15 protein-coding genes are annotated in these 19,574 nt (G+C 68.7%); 10 read left to right on the top strand and 5 right to left on the bottom strand.

Annotated elements, in window-relative coordinates; all coding sequences use genetic code 11:
• Positions 1–734 precede the first annotated feature (734 nt).
• Positions 735–1,166 (top strand): Rrf2 family transcriptional regulator, encoded by a 432-nt coding sequence (locus VJ655_RS03410; protein WP_324098264.1) that lies wholly within the window; start codon positions 735–737, stop codon positions 1,164–1,166.
• 55 nt (positions 1,167–1,221) lie between these two features.
• Here VJ655_RS03410 and VJ655_RS03405 read toward each other — a convergent pair whose 3' ends face one another.
• The 3 genes from VJ655_RS03405 to VJ655_RS03395 all read right to left on the bottom strand — a co-directional run bounded on the left by VJ655_RS03405 (position 1,222) and on the right by VJ655_RS03395 (position 4,274).
• On the bottom strand, positions 1,222–1,653 hold the full coding sequence (locus tag VJ655_RS03405; protein WP_324098262.1) for a CBS domain-containing protein: 432 nt from the start codon (positions 1,651–1,653) through the stop codon (positions 1,222–1,224).
• A 56-nt stretch (positions 1,654–1,709) separates the two neighbouring features.
• The gene (locus VJ655_RS03400; RefSeq protein ID WP_324098260.1) at positions 1,710–2,369 is read right to left on the bottom strand and encodes a rhomboid family intramembrane serine protease; all 660 of its coding nucleotides are present in this window, start codon (positions 2,367–2,369) and stop codon (positions 1,710–1,712) included.
• A gap of 78 nt (positions 2,370–2,447) precedes the next feature.
• Positions 2,448–4,274 (bottom strand): ATP-binding protein, encoded by a 1,827-nt coding sequence (locus VJ655_RS03395; protein ID WP_324098258.1) that lies wholly within the window; start codon positions 4,272–4,274, stop codon positions 2,448–2,450.
• A 311-nt stretch (positions 4,275–4,585) separates the two neighbouring features.
• Here VJ655_RS03395 and VJ655_RS03390 point away from each other — a divergent pair, with 311 nt between their 5' ends.
• The 9 genes from VJ655_RS03390 (at position 4,586) to VJ655_RS03350 (ending at position 16,580) form a co-directional block, all read left to right on the top strand.
• Positions 4,586–6,424: an ABC-F family ATP-binding cassette domain-containing protein gene (locus VJ655_RS03390; RefSeq protein WP_324098256.1), complete on the top strand. Its 1,839-nt coding sequence runs from the start codon at positions 4,586–4,588 to the stop codon at positions 6,422–6,424.
• A 355-nt stretch (positions 6,425–6,779) separates the two neighbouring features.
• Positions 6,780–8,852 carry a hybrid sensor histidine kinase/response regulator gene (locus tag VJ655_RS03385; protein WP_324098254.1) on the top strand — a complete coding sequence of 691 codons (2,073 nt, stop codon included), beginning with the start codon at positions 6,780–6,782 and terminating at the stop codon, positions 8,850–8,852.
• A gap of 76 nt (positions 8,853–8,928) precedes the next feature.
• Positions 8,929–9,927 (top strand): ABC transporter substrate-binding protein, encoded by a 999-nt coding sequence (locus VJ655_RS03380; RefSeq protein ID WP_324098252.1) that lies wholly within the window; start codon positions 8,929–8,931, stop codon positions 9,925–9,927.
• 31 nt (positions 9,928–9,958) lie between these two features.
• On the top strand, positions 9,959–10,156 hold the full coding sequence (locus VJ655_RS03375) for a hypothetical protein (protein WP_324098250.1): 198 nt from the start codon (positions 9,959–9,961) through the stop codon (positions 10,154–10,156).
• A complete protein-coding gene (locus tag VJ655_RS03370; protein ID WP_324098248.1) occupies positions 10,153–10,902 on the top strand; it encodes an ABC transporter ATP-binding protein in 750 nt (249 codons plus the stop codon). The genes VJ655_RS03375 and VJ655_RS03370 overlap by 4 nt, the downstream gene beginning before the upstream one ends.
• The gene (locus VJ655_RS03365; RefSeq protein WP_324098246.1) at positions 10,899–11,657 is read left to right on the top strand and encodes an ABC transporter permease; all 759 of its coding nucleotides are present in this window, start codon (positions 10,899–10,901) and stop codon (positions 11,655–11,657) included. The genes VJ655_RS03370 and VJ655_RS03365 overlap by 4 nt, the downstream gene beginning before the upstream one ends.
• Positions 11,658–11,809: 152 nt before the next feature.
• Positions 11,810–12,898, top strand: coding sequence for a DUF2336 domain-containing protein (locus VJ655_RS03360; RefSeq protein WP_324098244.1), 1,089 nt, complete (start codon positions 11,810–11,812; stop codon positions 12,896–12,898).
• Between the two features lie 94 nt (positions 12,899–12,992).
• Entirely contained in the window at positions 12,993–15,899 is a 2,907-nt protein-coding gene (locus VJ655_RS03355) for an insulinase family protein (RefSeq protein ID WP_324098242.1), read from the top strand.
• 135 nt (positions 15,900–16,034) lie between these two features.
• A complete protein-coding gene (locus VJ655_RS03350; protein WP_324098240.1) occupies positions 16,035–16,580 on the top strand; it encodes a PAS domain-containing protein in 546 nt (181 codons plus the stop codon).
• A 3-nt stretch (positions 16,581–16,583) separates the two neighbouring features.
• Here VJ655_RS03350 and VJ655_RS03345 read toward each other — a convergent pair whose 3' ends face one another.
• Positions 16,584–17,528: an aldo/keto reductase gene (locus VJ655_RS03345; RefSeq protein ID WP_324098238.1), complete on the bottom strand. Its 945-nt coding sequence runs from the start codon at positions 17,526–17,528 to the stop codon at positions 16,584–16,586.
• Positions 17,529–17,619: 91 nt separating this feature from the next.
• Complete coding sequence (locus tag VJ655_RS03340) at positions 17,620–19,287, bottom strand: choline dehydrogenase (protein WP_324098236.1); 1,668 nt, start codon at positions 19,285–19,287, stop codon at positions 17,620–17,622.
• Between the last annotated feature and the right edge of the window lie 287 nt (positions 19,288–19,574).

Raw genomic sequence — 19,574 nt, 5'->3', positions numbered from 1 at the left:
GCCAGAGCGCCGCCGCCTGCGTTTCTCTTTCCAAATCAACAATGTCAAAGACCCGAACCGCCGAAGCGGCCCCACCGTTTAACGCCCGATGTCGGCGGAGGCGGCTATCTATCCAACCTCATATCCCGTGTCAAATCGTTTCTCGAAGAAACTCTCCGACTTTTCCCCGCCAGCCAGCCCGGAGGCTTTCGGCGGAGCCGGCAGCTTCTAAAGAAGTCACCGGAGCCAGTCAAGCGCCCTTTTCAAAAGAAAGAGAAGCTCTTCTGGAGAGGAATACTTGGAAGACCTTGCGGCCAACCCTGTATTCCAAGGAGCGCGGCTTCTAGCGAAGCAGAACCCCCAGGTCAACCGCCTCTTTTCACTTTCGCTTTCCTTACGACCAAGGTCGTTTCTGAGAGCAAAAGACACCCGAGACGCGCCGGAAGGAGCGCCACAAGTGGAAAGAGATTCGATTGAGGCTGCGGAACTTAGCGACTTGCCCTCAGAAACGCAAGCCCCGAAAGGCCAAGGTTTCGTCCAGCGGCCGCGGCCCCGAAGCGAGGGGCGGCTTCTAGAGCCCTCCCCTGGTCGAGGCAAGCCGGAAATCGCCATTTCATCCCCAGCCCCGGCCATTCCCTGTGCATGAACAGCGTCACGCGGGACTTGCGTCGCGGCCAAGCCTCGCCCAGAAGGCTGAACGCTCCGACGGGAGCGATCGGAGCGCGTCCCGCTCTTGTATAAGGTGGCCGGCGTCCATGTTGTCCCAGAAGGCGCGCTATGCCTTGCGCGCGATGATCGAACTGGCTCGCGAGAACGGGCAAGTGACCGCGGGCGAGCTGGCCGAGCGCGCCGACGCGCCGCGCAAGTTCCTCGAAGCCATCCTGCTGTCGCTTTCGCGCGAAGGCCTGGTGGTCAGCCGTCGCGGCAAGTTCGGGGGCTATGTCCTGGGGCGCGAGGCCGATCAGATCAGCTTCGCCGAGATCATCCGTCTGGTCGACGGCCCCCTGGCCCTGGCGCCCTGCGTCAGCCGCACCGCCTTCCGTCGCTGCGAGGATTGCCGCGACCTGGCGACGTGCGCCCTGCGCGAGGCCCTGCTGCGCGCCCGCGACGCCACGGCCGCGGTCCTGGAAGGCTACAGCCTGGCCGACGCCGTCAAGGGCGCCGGCGCGGAGCTGATCGGAAGCTGAGCCGCCTCCTGGCGGCTCTCTCTATATAAACAGAGCGCGACGCTCGAACGCGTCCTCAGCCAGCGGCGATATAGGCCTTGAGCCCGGCGGCCTCGGCCGTCGCTTCGTCGATCTTGTGCTTCACCAAGTCGCCAATCGAGACGATGCCCGCAAGGCGCCCCCCCTTCACCACGGGCAGGTGGCGAATCCGCCGATCGGTCATACGCTCGAGCAGGGCGTCGATCGTCTCGTCGGGCTGGGCGAAGATCACGCTGGAGCTCATGCACCCGGCGATCGGCTTGGTCAGGGCCGCCGCGCCCTCCTTGGCGATCACCCGCACGATGTCGCGTTCGGAGAGGATGCCCACCACGGCTTCCTTGTCGTCGACCACCACCATGGCGCCGACCCGGCGGGTATGAAGCAGCGCCGCCGCGGCGCCGACGGTCTCCTGGGGGGAGGCCGTGAACACGAGATCACCCTTGTCCTTGAGGATCTGAGAAACCAGCACTGCGCTTCTCCCTTGTTATCTTCGGAGAACGAGGGTCTCGCAAACAGGCTCCGGGATCAATGGGGATCGATCGTCTCCGTTGCCGCGCCGTCGGCGCCCGACCCGCGCGCGAAGACGCCGATCAGGAGAACGCCGGTCGCGAAGCCGATCAGGTGGGCCTCCCAGGCCACCGCGCCAGCCCCGAAGGTCAGCAGCCCGCCCGCCACGGCCATCACCAGATTGACGATCAGCCAGCCAAGACCAAGCGACAGCACCTGGGGACCGAACATCGGACCGACCCGTCCCTGCCCGCCCATGGCGCGAGCCGCCCCGCCCATCAGGCCGGAGACGGCCCCCGACGCGCCGATCACCGCGCCCTCCGATCCCGGATGCAGGGCCGCATAGCCCACGCCGGAGAGGACGCCGCAGGTCAGGTAGAAGACGCAGAAGCTCGCCCCGCCCCTCGCGCCCGAGCCCAGCAGGCGCGCGACCGGCGCTCCGAACGCCAGGGCGAAGGCGGCGTTCATCAGCGCGTGCGGCCAGCCGCCATGCACGAACATCATGGTCACCACGCCGGTCCATTGTCCGTGCCAGAAGGCTTTCGGGATCAGGGCCAGCGAAAGGATCGTCGCCTCGCTGGCGTTGATCAGCAGGACGTAGGGAACGAGGATGGCGGCCACCGCCAGCAAGGCGGGCCACGGCGCGTTGAAGATCGGCTCTGGACGTTCGCGCGTCATCACTCTGTCTCGACCTGGACGGCGGCATGGGAATCGGGACCGCCCATGCTCGGAACCTGTCTAGCCGGTTTGGCGGGTTCAGCCTAAGCCGGACAGGGCGTCGGCTGCTCTGGCTTCGGGACCGCCAGCCCGCTCCGAGCCCCAGGCGACGATCTTCGCCAGCAATTCTCTCGCATCGATCGGCTTGCCGACGTGGTCGTCCATGCCGCTGGCGCGGTAGAAGGCGATCTGGTCGGCCAGGACGTTGGCCGTCAGGGCGACGATCGGCGTCGAGGCCGCCTCTCCCATCAGGCTGCGGATGGCGCGGGTCGCGGCCAGGCCATCCATGCGCGGCATGTGCACGTCCATCAGGATCAGGTCGTAGGCGCCGGTTCGCGCGGCCTCGACCGCGGCGAAACCATCGGCCACCGCGTGAACCTCATGACCAAGCGCGCGCACAAGGGCGCCGATCAGCTCGCGATTGGCTTCGTTGTCGTCGGCGACCAGCAATCTCAGCGCCTGGCCGGAACGCTCGAAGGCTTCCGTCGGGCGCTCCGCAGGGGCGGCGGCCAGCGGCAGGTCCAGCACGCACCAGAAGCGCGCGCCCTGGCCGGCGATGCTATCCACACCGATTTCCCCGCCCATCAGCTCGACGATCTCCCGGCTGATCGCCAGGCCCAGCCCCGTGCCGCCGAACTTGCGCGACACCTCCGGCCCCGCCTGGGCGAAGCGGTCGAAGACCAGGTCCAGCATGGCGGCGGGAATGCCGACGCCCGTGTCGGACACCGCCAGCTCCAGTCGCGCGACGCCCGGGACCGCGACCGCCCGGCGCGCGGCGCTCAGGGTCACCGAACCGGCCCCCGTGAACTTCACGGCGTTGCCAAGGAAATTGACCAGGACCTGGCGCAACCGCTCGCGATCGCCCTCGAGCCATTGGGGGCAGTCGGGATCGATGCGGACCGACAGATCCAGGCCCTTGGCCAGGGCCGAGGCCTCGAACATTCCCGCCGTCTTGCCCAACAGGTCCCGCAGATCGAACGGCTTTTGCTCCAGGTTCACGCCGCCCGCTTCCAGTTTCGAGAAGTCGAGGACGTCGTTCAGCGTCTCCAGCAGCACCGCGCCGGCGTCGCGGATACGGCCAAGGCGGCGTCGCTGCTCGTCGTCCAGCGGCGAAACCGCCAGGAGATCCGCGAAGCCCAGGATGCTGGTCAGCGGCGTGCGCAGCTCATGGCTCATATTGGCCAGGAAGTCCTGACGGGCGGCGGTCGCGGCCTCGGCCCGTTCGCGCGCCTCGGCCAGGGCCGACTGGGCCTCGACCTCTTCGGTAATGTCGGTCTCGTTGACCAGCACGCAAAGCTCGCCGGTTATCGGGTCGGGAGTACGCCGCGCCGCCAGGCTGTGCCAGCGCTCCCCGGCGACCGTGACCATCCGATAGGCCCCCTCGACGGCGTCGCCGGCCAGGGCCGAGCTCCACATCGCGCCACCGGCGTCGCCATTGGCGAAGGTCTCGGCGAAGCGTACCCGTCCGTGGGGATAGGTCGCCAGCGCGGCCGGATTGCCGAAGATGCGAAAGCCGTCGCCATCATAGAGCGAAACCAGCGAGCTGGTGTGGCGCAGCGCCTCGATCGCCCGCTGCTCCTCGGCCTCGGGCTCGACCAGCACCCCTTCGAAGAGCAGGCCGGATCCGCCGTCCGAAAGGTCGATGCGCGAAATGACCGTGTTGACGGTCACCGAGACGCCTTTGGGATAGAAGGTCCAGCGCTCCTCGGCGACGCCGCCGCCCTCGATGCGAACGGCGATGTCGTCCATCCGCGCGCGCACCGCCGGCGACTGGTCGGAGAAGTCCCGCGCCCGCAATTCGTCGAGCGACTCCGCGCCCCACAGCTCAAGCGCCGCGCGGTTGGCGTAGACTTTACGCTTGCGCACGTCGTCGAAGACCCAGATCGGCCGTCTCAGGGCGTCGAACCCCAAGGTCAGCGGAGCAGGAACATCTGAAGCCGCAACAATTTCAACACTCGACTTCAAGGCGAGTACTTGTGCTCCGTAAGACCAATCCTGTAGCAAACTCACGCTTGGCGAGCCGTTAACGGGGGGAATTTTGTCGCACATCATGCGACGACGCCCCCGCGATGCGCCAGCCTACAAACAGGATACAGCTCGATTTTGACGTTTCCTCGGCGTCCGCCCTGCTATAGGCCCTCGCCTTCCCAATCCTCCCGCTCCATATCCGTGACATCATGGCTTCCCCTGCTCGCGCGCCCGTACTCGCCCTCAAGGACGTCCGCCTCGCCGACGGCGCCAAGCCGCTGTTCGACGGCGTCGACCTGGCCCTGGAGCCTCGCGTCCGCGCGTGCCTGGTGGGACGAAACGGGGCGGGCAAGAGCACCCTGCTGAAGATCCTGGCGGGAAAGGGCGCGGAGGCCGACAGCGGCGAGCGCTCGGTCCAGCCCGGCGCGCGTATCGTCTATGTCAGCCAGGAGCCGGACATCACCGGCGAGACCCTGCTGGACTACTGCACCGCCGGCGGCGCCCAGGACTATGAGGCGCAAGCCGCCCTGGCCGACTTCGGCCTGGATCCCGAGAAGAGCGCCAAGGGCCTGTCGGGCGGCGAGACCCGCCGCGCCGCCCTCGCCCGCGCCTTCGCCGAGCAGCCCGACGTGCTGTTACTGGACGAACCCACCAACCACCTGGACATCTTCGCGATCCAGACGCTGGAAGACGAGCTGGCGGCCTCCAAGTGCGCCGCCCTGATCGTCAGCCACGACCGCGCCTTCCTGAACCGCGTCACCGAGCGCTGCTTCTGGCTGGAGCACCGCAAGATCCGCCGCCTGGACCGCGGTTTCTCCGAGTTCGAGGCCTGGGCCGACCAGGTCATGGCCGCCGACGCCGAGGAAGGCCGTCGCCTGGACAAGGTTCTGGAGCGCGAGAACGCCTGGCTGGCGCGCGGCGTCCAGGGCCGACGGGCTCGCAACGAAGGCCGCCGCCGCGCTCTTCTGGCCTTGCGCGCCGAGAAGAAGGATCGCCAGAGCGAGATGCGCGGGGCCATGACCATGGCGGTCGAGTCCTCGGGCACGTCCGGCAAGCGCGTGGTCGAGGCCAAGGGCGTGACCAAGCGTTTCGGCGAGCGGACCATCGTCGAGAACTTCTCCACCCGGATCCTCCGCGGCGATCGCGTCGCCCTGGTCGGCCCCAACGGCGCGGGCAAGACCACCCTGGTCAAGCTGCTGCTGGGCGAGCTGGCGCTGGACGCCGGCTCGGTGCAGCTGGGCACCAACCTGGAGGTCTCCTATATCGACCAGGCGCGCATGGCCCTGTCGGACAAGATCACCGTCCGGGACTTCCTGACCCCTGGCGGCGGGGACTCGATCATCGTGCGCGGCCAGCCCAAGCACGTGGCCGGCTACGCCAAGGAGTTCCTGTTCACCGACGCCCAGCTGCGCCAGCCCGTCACCAGCCTGTCGGGCGGCGAACGTAACCGCCTGCTGCTGGCCCGGGCCCTGGCCAACCCCACCAACCTGATGGTGCTGGACGAGCCGACCAACGACCTGGACATGGACACGCTGGACCTCCTGGAGGACCTGCTGGCGGACTTCGACGGCACGCTGATCCTGGTCAGCCACGACCGCGACTTCATCGACCGGCTGGCCAGTTCGACCATCGCGCTCGACGGCAAGGGCAAGGTGATCGAGACGCCCGGCGGCTGGACCGACCTGATGGACCAGAACCCGGACTTCTTCAAAGCCACCAGGACCGGCGCGTCGTTCGCGCCGGTGTCGAAGTCGGCGCCGAAAGCCGAGCAGGCCGCCGCGCCGGCGCCCCCGCCGCCAAAGAAGAGCGCCAAGCTTTCGTACAAGGACCAGCGTCGCCTGGAGGAGTGCGAGGCCTTGATCGCCAAGACCCCGGCGATCGTCGCCAAGCTCGAGGAAGTTCTGGCCGATCCAAACCTCTACAGCCGCGACCCGGCGACATTCGACAAGACCATGAAGGCGCTAGACAAGGCGCGGGCGGATCTCGAGCAGGTCGAGATGGAGTGGCTGGAACTGGAAGAGAAGAAAGAAGGTCTGATCGCGGACTGACAACCCGCCACCGCGCACCAGGTCTTTACCATTCCTAGTCATGACCTCAAACGACTGCGCCTACTTGCATCGCAACCCGGGCCATGCATTGTCTGCGCGGCTCTTTACTCAGGCGCGATGAGATACGGCTGCTCAGGAGGGCGTTGAACCGCGGAGGCGTCCTGCGGCGAAACGACACATCCTACGATAACCCAGCAACCGGCTGTCGCGCGGGCGTATTGAATAGTCACATCGTCGGCGCCCCTTCACGGGAAGGCTGGCGAGCCTTGCGGCGCGCGTCGCCTAAGATGCGCCCGCCAGATGTGACCGGTCATCACCGCGACGAACGCGGGCTGGATTGGGGGACGGAACGCGTATGCCGCATGGGCTGGCGCTGCATGAACGAAGGCGGCAGACGGCCCTGTTGCAGGGCCTGTCCCTGGCCATCGTGGCCAGCCTGTTCTTCAGCGAATTCCTGACCCGGACCCTGCTCGGCGTGGCCGCGTTCTGGCCCGCCAACGCCCTGCTGGCCGCCGGATTGATCGCCCTCACACCACGTCGACGCATCACCCTGGGCGGCGTCTTCGTGACCTTCCATCTGGCCGCCAGCCTCCTGGTGGGCGACGGCCTTCCGCGGGCCCTGCTCTGCACGGCTTCAGACACGCTGGAGGCCCTGGCGGTCTGGTGGACGTGCCTGCGCCTCTGGCGCGGCGCGCCGCGCATCCGCACCATGCGGGCGCTAGCGGTGCTGCCCGCGGTCACCACGCCGATCGCCGCGCTTTCGGCGATGCTTTGCGCGACGCTCCTGTTCCTGACCTTCTCCGAACCCCTTCTGCGAACCACGGTGGACTGGTTCCTGCGCGACGCCCTGGGCCTGGCCGTCGTCCTGCCCGCGACCCTGGTGCTGATCGACTTCCAGCACCGTCGCGCTCATCGCAAATCGCTGGCCGAACAGGCGTCCCTGCTGTTCGGCGTGGCGGCCGTCACCCTGCTCTGCGCCCATCCCCTGTCGGGCGCGCCGCCCTTCCTGATCTTTCCGATCGCCCTGGTCGCCGCCTACCGCCTGGGCGCGCGAGGCGCGGCGATGGCGTCGCTGATCGTGGCCCTGATCACCCTGCCGATCGCGATGTCCGGAGCCTCGCCGAGGTTCAACGCGATCCTGGGACCGACCGCCCAGGCGCGGACGATCCAGATCTTCATCGCGACGCTGTTCTACACGTGCCTGGCCTCCAGTCTGATCCTGGCGCAACAGGACCGTCTCAAGCGCCTTCTGGTGCGCCGCGAACAGCTGACCCGCGCGGCCCGCAGCCGGGCGCTGGCCGCCACCGAGGCCAAGACCGAGTTCCTGGCCACCATGAGCCACGAGATCCGCACGCCGCTCAACAGCGTCCTTGGCTTCGCCCAGCTTCTGGCCGCCCGCCAGGACCTGTCGCCGGACGCCCGCCGGCAAGTGAACCTGATCGACAGCGCCGGCGCGGCCCTGCTGACCGTGCTGGACGACATCCTGGACTTCTCGCGCGTCGAGGCCGGACACATAGAGCTTTTGCCGCAGCCGACCTCGGCCGCCGCCCTGGTGCGCGAGACGGTGGCGATCATGGCCCCCGAGGCCCGGGCCAAGGGGCTGGAGATCGACGTCGAGATCATCGATCCGGTCCAGGCGCTGCACGACCTGGACGCCGACCGCCTTCGCCAGGTGCTGATCAACCTGCTCGACAACGCGGTGAGGTTCACCGAGCGTGGGCGCATCGACGTGCGGCTGATCATCGAATCCGGGACCGCCGAAGATCGCCTGCGGTTCGAGGTCATCGACACCGGCGTTGGCATCGACCTGGACAGGCAGGCCCTGCTGTTCCAGCGCGTCTCGGCAGACATCGCGATCGGACGCATGCCCAGCGGCGCCGGACTGGGCCTGGCGATCTGCCGCGCCCTGGTCGACGTGATGGGCGGCAAGATCGGGGTCGACAGCGTCCCTGGCCGGGGCTCCTGCTTCTGGGTGGAGCTATCGGCTCCGACCGTCGAGCCGCTCGCGCCGTCTCAGCCTCTCCCCGCCCCGGCGTCGGGCGCGGGCCGGGTCCTGATCGTCGACGACCATCCGATCAACCTGGAGATCGCCGCCGCCCTCCTGAGCATGGCGGGCTTCGAGGTCGACCTGGCCGATGACGGCAAGCAGGCGGTCGAGCTGGCCCGGAAGGTCCCCTATGACCTGATCCTGATGGACATTCACATGCCGGAGATGGACGGCCTGCAAGCCACCCGGGCGATCCGCGCCCTGCCGCCCCCCTTCGGCAGGCCCCCGATCATCGCCATGAGCGCCGACGCCCTGCCCAGCCAGGTCGAGCGCTGCTACGTCGCCGGCATGGTCGACCATATCGCCAAGCCCATCCAGCGCGACGCGCTCTACGCCAAGGTCGATCGCTGGCTGAACCATCGGACCACGGCGGACACCTGATCTTCTTCATCGCGTTCTGGCTTGGAAGTCTTCGACCTCGCCCCTAACTTGGCCGCGAACCGAGGGGAGCCTTTCGATGCGCCGTCGCGCTTTCGCCGCCATGGGGGCCGCCCTGGGCCTCGTCGCCCTGATCGCCGCCTGTTCGCCCGCGAAGAAGGAGGCGGCGCCGGCCGGAACAACCCAGCTCAAGCTGGCTACCGATTGGCGGGCCGAGGCGGAGCTTGGCGGCTACTACCAGGCGCTGGCGACCGGCGAATACAAGAAGCGCGGCCTGGACGTCACCCTGATCCAGGGCGGCCCGGCCGTGAACGTGCCGCAGCTCCTGGCTACCGGCGCGGTCGACGTCGGCGTCGGCTCCAACAGCTTCATCGTCATGAACCTGGCCAAGGAGAAGGCGCCGGTGAAAGCGGTGGCGGCCTTCATGCAGAAGGATCCGCAGGTCCTGATCGCCCATCCCGACCAAGGCGTCACTTCGATCGCCGACATGAAGGGCCGTCCGATCCTGCTGTCGGACGCCTCGATCACCGCCTTCTGGGTCTGGCTGAAGGCCAAGTACGGCTTCACCGACGATCAGGTGCGCAAGTACAACTATTCCAGCGCCCCGTTCCTGGCCGACAAGCGCGTCGTCCAGCAGGGCTACGCCACCAGCGAGCCCTACCTCATCGAGAAGGAAGGCAAGATCAAGCCGGCGGTGTTCCTGCTGGCCGACAGCGGCTATCCGGCCTATGCGTCGATGGCCCTGGCCTCGGACAAGCTGATCGCCAAGAACCCGGCGGCCGTGCAGGCCTTCGTCGAGGCCACCGCCGCGGGCTGGAAATCCTACCTCTACGGCGACCCCAAGCCCGGCGACGCGGCGATCCTCAAGGACAATCCGGAGATGACCCAGGACGTCCTCGACCAGGCCCGCGAGAAGATGCGCGGCTACGGCATCGTCGGGAAGGACGGCGACATCGGCCAGATGACCGACGCGCGCTGGGCCGAGTTCTTCAAGGTGGCGTCCGAGCAGGGCGTCTATCCCAAGGACATGGATTTCAAGACGGCCTACACGCTGCAGTTCCTGCCCAAGGGACAATGAGGTCGCCATGTCTCCCAACCTTGAGAGAGGCTTGATCTATCTGGCGATCACCGCCCTCTTCGCCGGTTGGGCTATCGCTCAGATACGTTCGGGCGAGGCCTATCTCAATTTCACGGGACGCTTCACCCGCCAGGAAAGCCCGACCGTCTTCTGGGGCGTGTGCGCCGTAAAGCTGTTCTTTGCCGCAGTTTGCGCTCTGGCCGCCCTCAAGCTGCTCACGCATAGATGAGCGCTTCCATCGCCAGCCTGTCCGGCGTCGAGGTCGACTACGCCCGGGGCCGCGCCCTGGGACCGGTCGACCTGGCCCTCGCGCCCGGCGAGATCGTCGCCCTGGTCGGCCCGTCCGGCTGCGGCAAGTCCACCGCCCTGCGGCTGCTCGCGGGCCTCGAGGCGCCGACCCGGGGTGGCGTGACCCGCGCCGCCGGCAAGGGCGAGACCTCGGTCGTCTTCCAGTCGCACACCCTGGCCCCGTGGCTGTCGGCGCGAGACAACGTCGCCCTGCCCCTTGAGCTGGCCGGACGCTCCAAGGCCGACGCCCGCGCCGCCGCCGAAGAAGCGCTGCGCAAGGTCGGCCTTGGCCAGGCTCTCACCGCCCGTCCCGCCCAGCTGTCGGGCGGCATGGCCATGCGCGCCTCGTTGGCGAGAGCCCTGGTCACCCGTCCGCGCCTGCTCCTGCTGGACGAGCCGTTCGCGGCGCTGGACGAGATCACCCGCCGCGCCCTGGCCGACGACGTCCTGGCCCTGGCGGCGGAGCTTTCGCCCGCCGTGGTCTTCGTCACCCACAATGTCGAGGAGGCGGTCTACATGGCGCGGCGCGTCGTCGTCATGACGCCCGGCCCCGGCCGCATCGCCGGCGAGATCGCCATCGAGGGCCCGGTCGTGCGCCCGCCGGGCTTTCGCGCCACCGAGCCCTTCCGCGCGGCCGCCGAGGCGGTCTCCGGCCTGCTGGCCAGGGCCACGGAGCGGGCGGCATGAAGCGCGTCCTGGCGCCCCTGATCCTGATCGGCCTGCTGCTCGGCGGCTGGGAGGCCGCCTGCCGGATACTGGCGGTCCCGCCCTATCTCCTGCCCGCGCCCAGCGCGATCGGCGTGGCGTTCCTGGAGTCCTGGCCTCTGCTGCTGGGCTCCGCCTGGGCGACTCTGTCGACCGCTCTTGTGGCGCTGGTCATCGCCAGCCTGGTCGCCTGCGCCCTGGCCCTGGCCGTCAGCCTGAGCAGCCTGCTGGAAGACGCCGTCCGCCCGATCGCGGTGACCCTGCAGGTCACGCCGCTGGTCGCCATCGCGCCCCTGGTCACCATCTGGGCCGGCATCGATCATCCCGAGCGGGCAGTGACGGGCCTGGCCGCCGTGGTGGCCTTCTTTCCGATCTTCTCGGGCGCGCTGACCGGGCTGAAGGCGGTCGATCCGGATCTCGCCCGCCTGTTCGATCTCTATGGCGCGACTCCCCTACAGCGGCTTCTGCGCCTGCGACTGCCTTCGGCCGTCCCCGCCCTGCTGGAAGGGCATAAGGTCGCGGCCGGCCTGGCCGTCATCGGGGCCGTGGTGGCCGAGTTCGTGGCGGGCTCCGGCGGGGCCCAGGGCCTGGCCTGGCGGATTCTGGAGGCCTACAATCGTCTGCAGACCGCCAAGGTCTTCGCCGCCCTCGTCGCCCTGGCCATTCTGGGCGTCGGCTTGAACGCGGCGATGGAGCGTTTGGAACGTCGGCTTCTAAACATTTGGCGCGGCCGTTAGCCCAAGATTAAGCGGCGCTGGCTAGGACGGAAACTCGACACGACATCCGTCCGGACCCAGTCCATGCGCTCCGTCGCCCTCATCGCCGCTTCCGCCGCCCCGGCCCGCGCTGGCGAACGCGCGACGCGCGTCGAGCGAGGCGACGCCTCGTGATGGAATCCCGTCTCCACGACCTGATCACCCTGGCCAACGAGCCCTCCAGCGAGAAGCGCCGCGAACTGCTGCGCGGGGTGACCGACATGTTCTTCACCGGCGAGGGCCACGGCGCCGTCGAGATGGGCCTGTTCGACGATGTCCTGAGCCAGCTGGCCGGCGACATGGAAGAAGCCGTCAAGGCCGAGCTGGCGCAACGGCTGAGCGACTCGCCGGCGCCGCCCCGCGGCCTGTCCCGGGCCCTGGCCTCGGATTCGATCCTGGTGGCCGAGCCGATCCTACGCAGCTCGCGCGCCCTGACCGACGAGGACCTGCTGCACGTGGCCCGCACCCAAGGCCAGGATCACCTGCGGGCGATCTCGCAGCGGCCCAGCGTCTCCAGCGCCGTATCGGACGCCATCGTCGCGCGCGGCGACGACGACACCCTGGGCGTCCTGCTGCGCAACGAGGGCGCTGTGCTGTCGCGCGAGGCCCATGAGACCGTCGTCGACCGCGCCGCCGCCAATCCGGCCCTGCACGAAGCGGTCATCGACCGCCAGAGCCTGCCGGTCGACCTGCTCAACGAAATGTATTTCGTGGCCGAGGCCCGCCTGCGCGATCGCATCATGGAGCGAAACGCCGGCGTCGATCCGGCCACCCTGGAGGCCGCCCTGGCCGCCGGCCGCAAGCGGATCGCGGCCAAGGACGGCGCCCTGCCCCCCGACCATGCCGCGGCCGAGAAGGAGTTCCGCGCCTTGCGGGCCAAGGGGCCGATCTCGCCGCAGATCCTGGCCAACATGCTGCGCGCCAAGCGCACGACCCTGTTCCTGGTGGCCCTGGCCGACCTCGCCGACGTCGACTTCCACACCGCCCGCAAGATCCTGGAGCGGCGCGAGATGGACGCCCTGTCGGTGATCTGCAAGGCCGCCGACTTCGACCGCTCGCTGTTCCTGACCTTCGCCCTGCTGATCCTCGAACCCTCGGACGAGGTGATGGGCAAGGCCAAGGCCTACGGCGAACTCTACGCCGCCCTGCCGCGCGAAGCGGCGTTGCGCACCATCCGCTTCTGGCGCCTGCGCCGCCAGACCGGCGACGTCGCGGCGGCCTGAGCCGCCAAGGGCTTAAACCCGCCGTTCTCGCGCCTTGCGTGCGCCATGCGGGACGGCCAAGGTGCGGCTTCCTTTTTCCTGTTCTGGATTCTCGATGATCAGCGCTTCGCGCTTGGCGCTCGTCGCCGCCGCCGGCCTCTCGCTCGCCGCCTGCTCGCACCTTCCCACGCCCTCCCTTCCACTATTGAAGACGGAAGCGCCCGCGTCCGAGGCGCCGGTCATGGCGGGTCCGAAGACGGCCGACCTCAAGCCGGGCCAGTGGGCGCAAGCGCTATCCGACGTCGCCCCCGATCCGGCCTGGCGCTTTGGCGTGCTGCCCAGCGGCATGCGCTATGCGATCCGCAAGAACGCCACGCCGCCCGGCCAGGCCAGCTTGCGCCTTTGGTTCGACGCCGGCTCGCTGATGGAGGCCGACGACCAGCAGGGCCTGGCCCACTTCCTCGAGCACATGGCCTTCAACGGATCCAGGAACGTGCCCGAAGGCGAGATGATCAAGATCCTGGAGCGTCACGGCCTGGCGTTCGGGGCCGACACCAACGCCCAGACCAGCTTCGACGAGACCGCCTACCAGTTGGACCTGCCCAAGACCGACGACGGCACGGTCGACACCTCGCTGATGCTGCTGCGCGAAGCGGCCGGCGAGCTGACCATCGCGCCCGAAGCGGTCGATCGCGAGCGCGGCGTGGTGCTGTCGGAGGAGCGCGCCCGCGACACGCCCGGCTATCGCGTCGCCATCCAGACCCTGTCGGCCCAGATGGAGGGCCAACTGCCGCCCAAGCGCATTCCGATCGGCAAGACGGAGGTGCTGAAGACCGCGCCCGCCCAGCGCATTCGCGACTTCTACGAGGCCTATTATCGTCCCGAACGGGCGGTGCTGGTGGCGGTCGGCGACTTCGACGTCGACGCCATGGAGGCCAAGATCAAGGCCAAGTTCGGCGACTGGGCCGGCAAGGGCCAGCCGGGCAAGAACCCCGACGTCGGCCCGGTGGCCAAACGCGGCCCGACCGCCAAGCTGATCGTCGAGGCCGGCGCGCCGTGGTCGGTGCAGATGACCTGGACGCGCAAGCCCGACGGCCTGGTCGAGACCAAGGCGCTGGATGAGCGCGACACCCTGGAGAACCTGGCCTTCGCGGTGCTGAACCGCCGCCTGCAGGCCATCGGTCGCTCGGCCGAGCCGCCGTTCATCGCCGGCGGCGCCTTCAAGGGCGACCAGTACGGCGCGGTGCGGGTGACGACCCTCGGCGCCACCGCCCAGCCCGGACGCTGGCGCGAGGCCATGGAGGCGCTGAGCGCCGAGCAGCGTCGCGCCGTCCAGTACGGCGTGCGCCAGGACGAGCTGGACCGCGAGATCGCCACCATGCGCGCCAGCCTGGCCGCCGCCGCGGCGGGCGAGGCGACCCAGCGCACGCCGACCCTGGCCAACCAGCTGGTCGACACCCTGGGCGACGGCGAGGTGATCACCTCGCCCAGCCAGAATCTGGCCTTCTACGACGCCCTGGTGAAGGGCCTGACCGCCGAGCGGGTCAACGCGGTGCTGAAGACCGCCTTCGCCGGCTCCGGCCCGCTGGTCGTCATCGCCGCCCCCCAGAACGTCGAGGGCGGCGAGGCGGCGGTGCTGAAGGCCTATGATGAGGCCAAGGCCAAGCCGGTCACGCCGCCGGCCGCGCCGGGCGTGACCGCCTGGCCCTATTCCAGCTTCGGTCCGACCGGCAAGGTCGTCGAACAGAAGGAGGTCAGCGACCTGGACGCCGTCTTCGTCCGCTTCGAGAACGGCGTGAAGCTGACGGTCAAGCCGACCAAGTTCCGCGATGACCAGGTGCTGGTGAAGGTCCGCACCGGGCACGGCCTGCTGGACCTGCCGACTGACAGCCAGAGCCCGCTATGGTCCGGCTCGGCCTTCGTCGAGGGCGGCCTCAAGCAGATCAGCGCCCAGGACATGGAGCGCGTCCTGACCGGCAAGATCTGGAACGCCCAGCTGGGCGTCGAGGACGACGCCTTCACCCTGAACGGTCGCACGCGTCCCGAGGATCTCTCGACCGAACTGCAGGTCCTGGCCGCCTTCGCCACCGAGCCCGGCTGGCGTCCCGAGGCGTTCAACCGCGTCAAGACCAGTTACGGCACGCTGCACGACCAGTTGCAGAGCACCACGGGCGGCGTGCTGGGCCGGGATCTCGGCGGACTGATGCATGGCGGCGACCAGCGTTGGACCTTCCCGTCCCGCGAACAGATCGCCGCCTCGTCGCTGGACAATCTGAAGGCCGCCGTCGCCAATCCGCTGGCCAGCGGCGACATCGAGGTGATCGTCGTCGGCGACACCACCGTCGACAAGGCCATCGCCGCCGTGGCCGACACCTTCGGCGCCCTGCCCGCCCGCAAGGGCGCGCCCGAGCCCGAGGGCGCCCGCCAGGCCCCGTTCCCCGCACCCGCCGCCGCGCCCGTGCTGCGCACCCACAAGGGCCGCGCCGACCAGGCGGCCCTGTTCATGGCCTGGCGCACGGACGACCTGTTCTCGAACCTGCAGCGCTCGCGCGATGTCACCATCCTCAGCCAGGTGATGCAGCTGCGGCTGATCGACGAGCTGCGCGAGAAACAGGGCGCGACCTACTCGCCCAACGCCTCCTCGACCGCCAGCATCGTGTTCAAGAACTGGGGCTATCTGGGCGTCAGCCTCGAGGTTCCGCCGGAGAAACTGGACGGGGTGGTCGCCTCGATCCGCAAGATCGCCGCCGACCTGCGCGACAAGCCGGTCACCGAGGACGAGCTGGAACGCGCCAAGAAGCCCCGCATCGACCAGATCGAGAAGGCCCGGGTGACCAACGAGTACTGGGTCGGCGCGCTCTCGGGCGCCCAGTCCGACCCGCGCCTGCTGGACGCCACCCGCTCGGTGCTGGCCGGCCTGTCCCGCGTCACGCCCGCCGACGTCCAGAAGGCCGCCAGGACCTATCTGGCCGACGACAAGTCCTGGCTGCTGCTGGTGAAGCCGGAAGCCGCGGCGAAATAGAGTCCCCTGCGAAGGCCCCGTCATCGGCGGGGCCTTTTTCGTCCCAGAACGGCACAGCCGGCCCCTTGGCCCGCTTCTCCCAGCAAGCTCCGTGCGGCCGAAAGGCGGCCGCGCGGGACCGGCCAGGGGACGATAATGTTCCATCCAAGCACGGAACGACTGATCGACTATTGGCGCGATCGGAAAGGCGAGACCGCCCTTCCCCGCCGGTCGGACATCAATCCCGGCGACTTCCTCGAGCTGCTGCCGCAAGTGTTCGTGTTGGGCCGCGAGGGCGGACGCCTGCCGTTCCGCCTGGCCGGCGGTTTCGTCTCCGAGCTGCACGCCCGCGACCTGCGCGGTCACGACGCCCTGTCGCTGTGGGCGCTGGCCCATCGCCTGGAGCTGAAGAGCGCCCTGGACGTGGCGCGCAAGCGCCGCACGCCGGTGGTGGTGATCGCCGACATCCGCGCGCCCGGCGTTCCGTCCGTCGGCATGGAAGTGCTGTTCGCGCCGCTACAGGGCGCCAGCGGCGAGACCGACCGGTTCCTCGGCCTCTACCAGCCGGTCGCCATGATGGCGCGACTGATGGGCTGCCCCGCTTCCGAACTGGCCGTGCGCGAGATCAAGCCGCTGGGCGACGACAACCGCGACCTGCCCCGCCTGCGCCTGGCGACGCTGGACGGGCGGCGGATCGCCTGAACTTCAGCGTCCCGCCTCATCCAGCCGCGTCCATACCTCGGCGGGCAACACCAAGCGGGCCGCGCCCATCAGTTCGTCCAGCTGTGTCACCGAGGTCGCGCTGGCCAAGGGCGCGGTGATCGCCGGATGAGCCATGATCCAGGCCAGCGCGACCTGGGCCTGGGAGGCGCCGACCGTCTCGGCCGCGTCGTCGAGCGCCGCGAGCACCGCCCTTCCCTTGTCGTTCCAGTAGTCGCGCAGGATGGTCCGCGCCCGCGCCTTGCCCTCGAAGTCGGCCTCGGTGCGATATTTGCCGCTCAGGAAGCCCGCGCCCAGGCCATAGTAGGGGATGATCCCCAGTCCCTCGGCCTTCGTCAGGTCGGCCAGCGGCCCCTCGACCTGCTCGCGATCAACCAGGTTGAACTTCGGCTGCACCGTCTCGTAGCGCGCCGAGCCCTTGGCCTTCGATGTCTCCAGGCTGGCCCTCAACCGCTCTGTCGAGAAGTTCGACGCCCCGATCGCCCGCACCTTCCCGGCCTTCACCAGGCGGTCGAAAGCTTCCAACGTCTCGTCGATCGGCGTCTCGGCGTCGTCCTGGTGCGACTGGTAGAGGTCGATATAGTCGGTCTGCAGGCGCTTCAGCGAGCCTTCCACGGCCGCTTCGATATTGGCCGCGGACAGGCCTGGTTGCCTGAGCCACATCGCCACCTTGGTCAGGATCAGAACCCGATCGCGCTTACCGCGAGCTTTGAGCCAGCGTCCGATCACGCCTTCGGACTCTCCGCCCTCATGGCCTGGCGCCCAAGCCGAATAGACGTCGGCGGTGTCGACGGCGTTGAACCCACCGTCGACGAAGGCGTCCAATAGCCGATGCGAAGTCGCCTCGTCCGCCGTCCAGCCAAAGACGTTGCCGCCGAAGATCAGCGGCGCGGTCGAAAGGCCTGAACGGCCGAGAGGACGGTGCTGCACTTGCGGTCTCCGGCGACGACGGAAAATCTAATCATTCCGAACGGCCTTGCCGCCCTGAGTTGAAGAGATTGCCGTCGGCCGGAGCGACAAATCAAGCCGCCGCCACGGCCGCCTCGTCGCCGAACACCGGGACATCGATCGGCGCCAGGGTCGCCTTGCCGCGGATCAGGTCCGAAGCGCGCTCGGCGATCATGATGGTGGGCGCGTTGGTGTTGCCGCCGATCAGGGTGGGCATGACCGAGGCGTCGATGACGCGAAGGCCCGACAGCCCCTGCACCCGCAGCTGATCGTCGACCACCGCCAGAGGATCGCCCGCCACGCCCATGCGGCAGGTGCCGACCGGATGGTAGATCGTCTCGGCCTTGGCGCGGATCCAGGCGTCGAGGTCGGCGTCGGAGCGCACGTCCGCGCCCGGGGCGTATTCGGCGTCGCGATAGGGATCGAACGCGGCCTGGGCCACGGTCTCGCGGGCGATGCGCACGCCCTCGCGGATGGCGCGGCGATCCTCGTCCGTCGCCAGATAGTTGCCCAGGATCGTGGGATCCGCGAACGGATCGGCCGAGCGCAGGCCGACCTTGCCCCGGCTCTCCGGACGCAGCTGGCAGACGTGCAGGGTGAAGCCGTCCTTCTCGACCACGACCTTGCCGTGGTCCTGCATGATCGCCAGCACGCCGTGGATCTGCAGGTCGGGCCGGTCGAGATCGGGGCGCGACTTCAGGAACGCGCCGCTCTCCAGGAACTGCTGGCGACCGATGCCCTTGCCGAACAGCATGTAGTTCAGGCCGACGCCCAGCTTGTTCAGTCCCTTGTTGGCGGAGAAGGCGGTCTTGAGGTTCTTGGCCGTCCACGAAACGCAGACATCCAAGTGATCCTGAAGGTTGGCGCCGACGCCCTTGGATTCGTGCGCGACGGCGATCCCGTGGGCCTTCAGGTCATCCGGCGCGCCGACGCCCGAGAGCTGCAGGATGTGCGGCGACTGCACGGCGCCGGCGCTGAGCAGGACCTCGGCGTCGGCATAGGCGATCTTGCGCTCGCCGCCCTTGCCGACCACGTACTCGACCCCGACCGCCCGGCGCTTCTCGATGACGATCCGCGTCGTGCGAGCCTCGGTGACGCAGGTCAGGTTCGGCCGCGACAGCGCTCCCGACAGATAGGCCATGGCCGCGCTCCAGCGCTTGCCGTCGCGGATCGTCAGGTCGTAGGGCCCGAAGCCCTCCTGCTGGAAGCCGTTGAAGTCCTTCGTGGTCTTGTGACCGGCCTGGCGGCCCGCCTCGACCAGGGTGCTGTAGAAGGGACTGTCGGACTCGCCCTTGGACACGTGCAGGGGACCGGCTCCGCCGTGATAGGCGTCGCCGCCGCCGTGGTGGGTTTCCGAACGCTTGAAGTAGGGCAGCACCTCGGCATACGACCAGCCGGTCAGGCCCATCTGGCGCCATTGGTCGTAGTCGCGCGCATGGCCGCGGATATAGATCATGCCGTTGATGGCCGAGGAGCCGCCCAGCCCCTTGCCGCGCGGCCACCAGAGCTTGCGATTGTCGAGATGAGGCTCGGCTTCGGTCCAGAAGCCCCAGTTCTGCTCGCCCTTGTCCTTGATCAGCTGGCCGACGCCGGCCGGCATCTTGACCAGGATCGAGGTGTTCTTGCCGCCGGCCTCCAGCAGCAGGACCTTGATGTTGGGATCCTCGGTCAGCCGCGCGGCCAGAACGCAGCCGGCCGAACCGGCGCCGATGATGACGTAATCAAAGCGTTCGCTGGCCATGCCTCGACGCCCTCCCTCGAAGGTTATCATTGTTAAGGCGACAGTGATCCGCCTTTCGTCCGGGCGCAAGACGTGTCGCAGGGGAACATCGAGGCGCGGAAAGCGCGAGTCTTGCGTTTCAACTCAACCAACAACGTGGTAACTTCTACCTATGGGCGAACGGGCGCGGCGCGCCGCACCGTCCCGCCGTGTGGGACGACGCCCCTGGCACGGCGGGGTCTTCCCGCGCCGGCCTGTTCCGCGCGGGAAGCGGGAGCGCCGCCTTGCCATCCCCCCAAGCAGCAGGC

The organism is Caulobacter sp. (genome assembly GCF_035254145.1).
Lineage (GTDB): Bacteria > Pseudomonadota > Alphaproteobacteria > Caulobacterales > Caulobacteraceae > Caulobacter.
The sequence above is the reverse complement of the archived record's forward strand: the minus strand, read 5'-3'. Positions and strand labels throughout refer to the sequence as shown.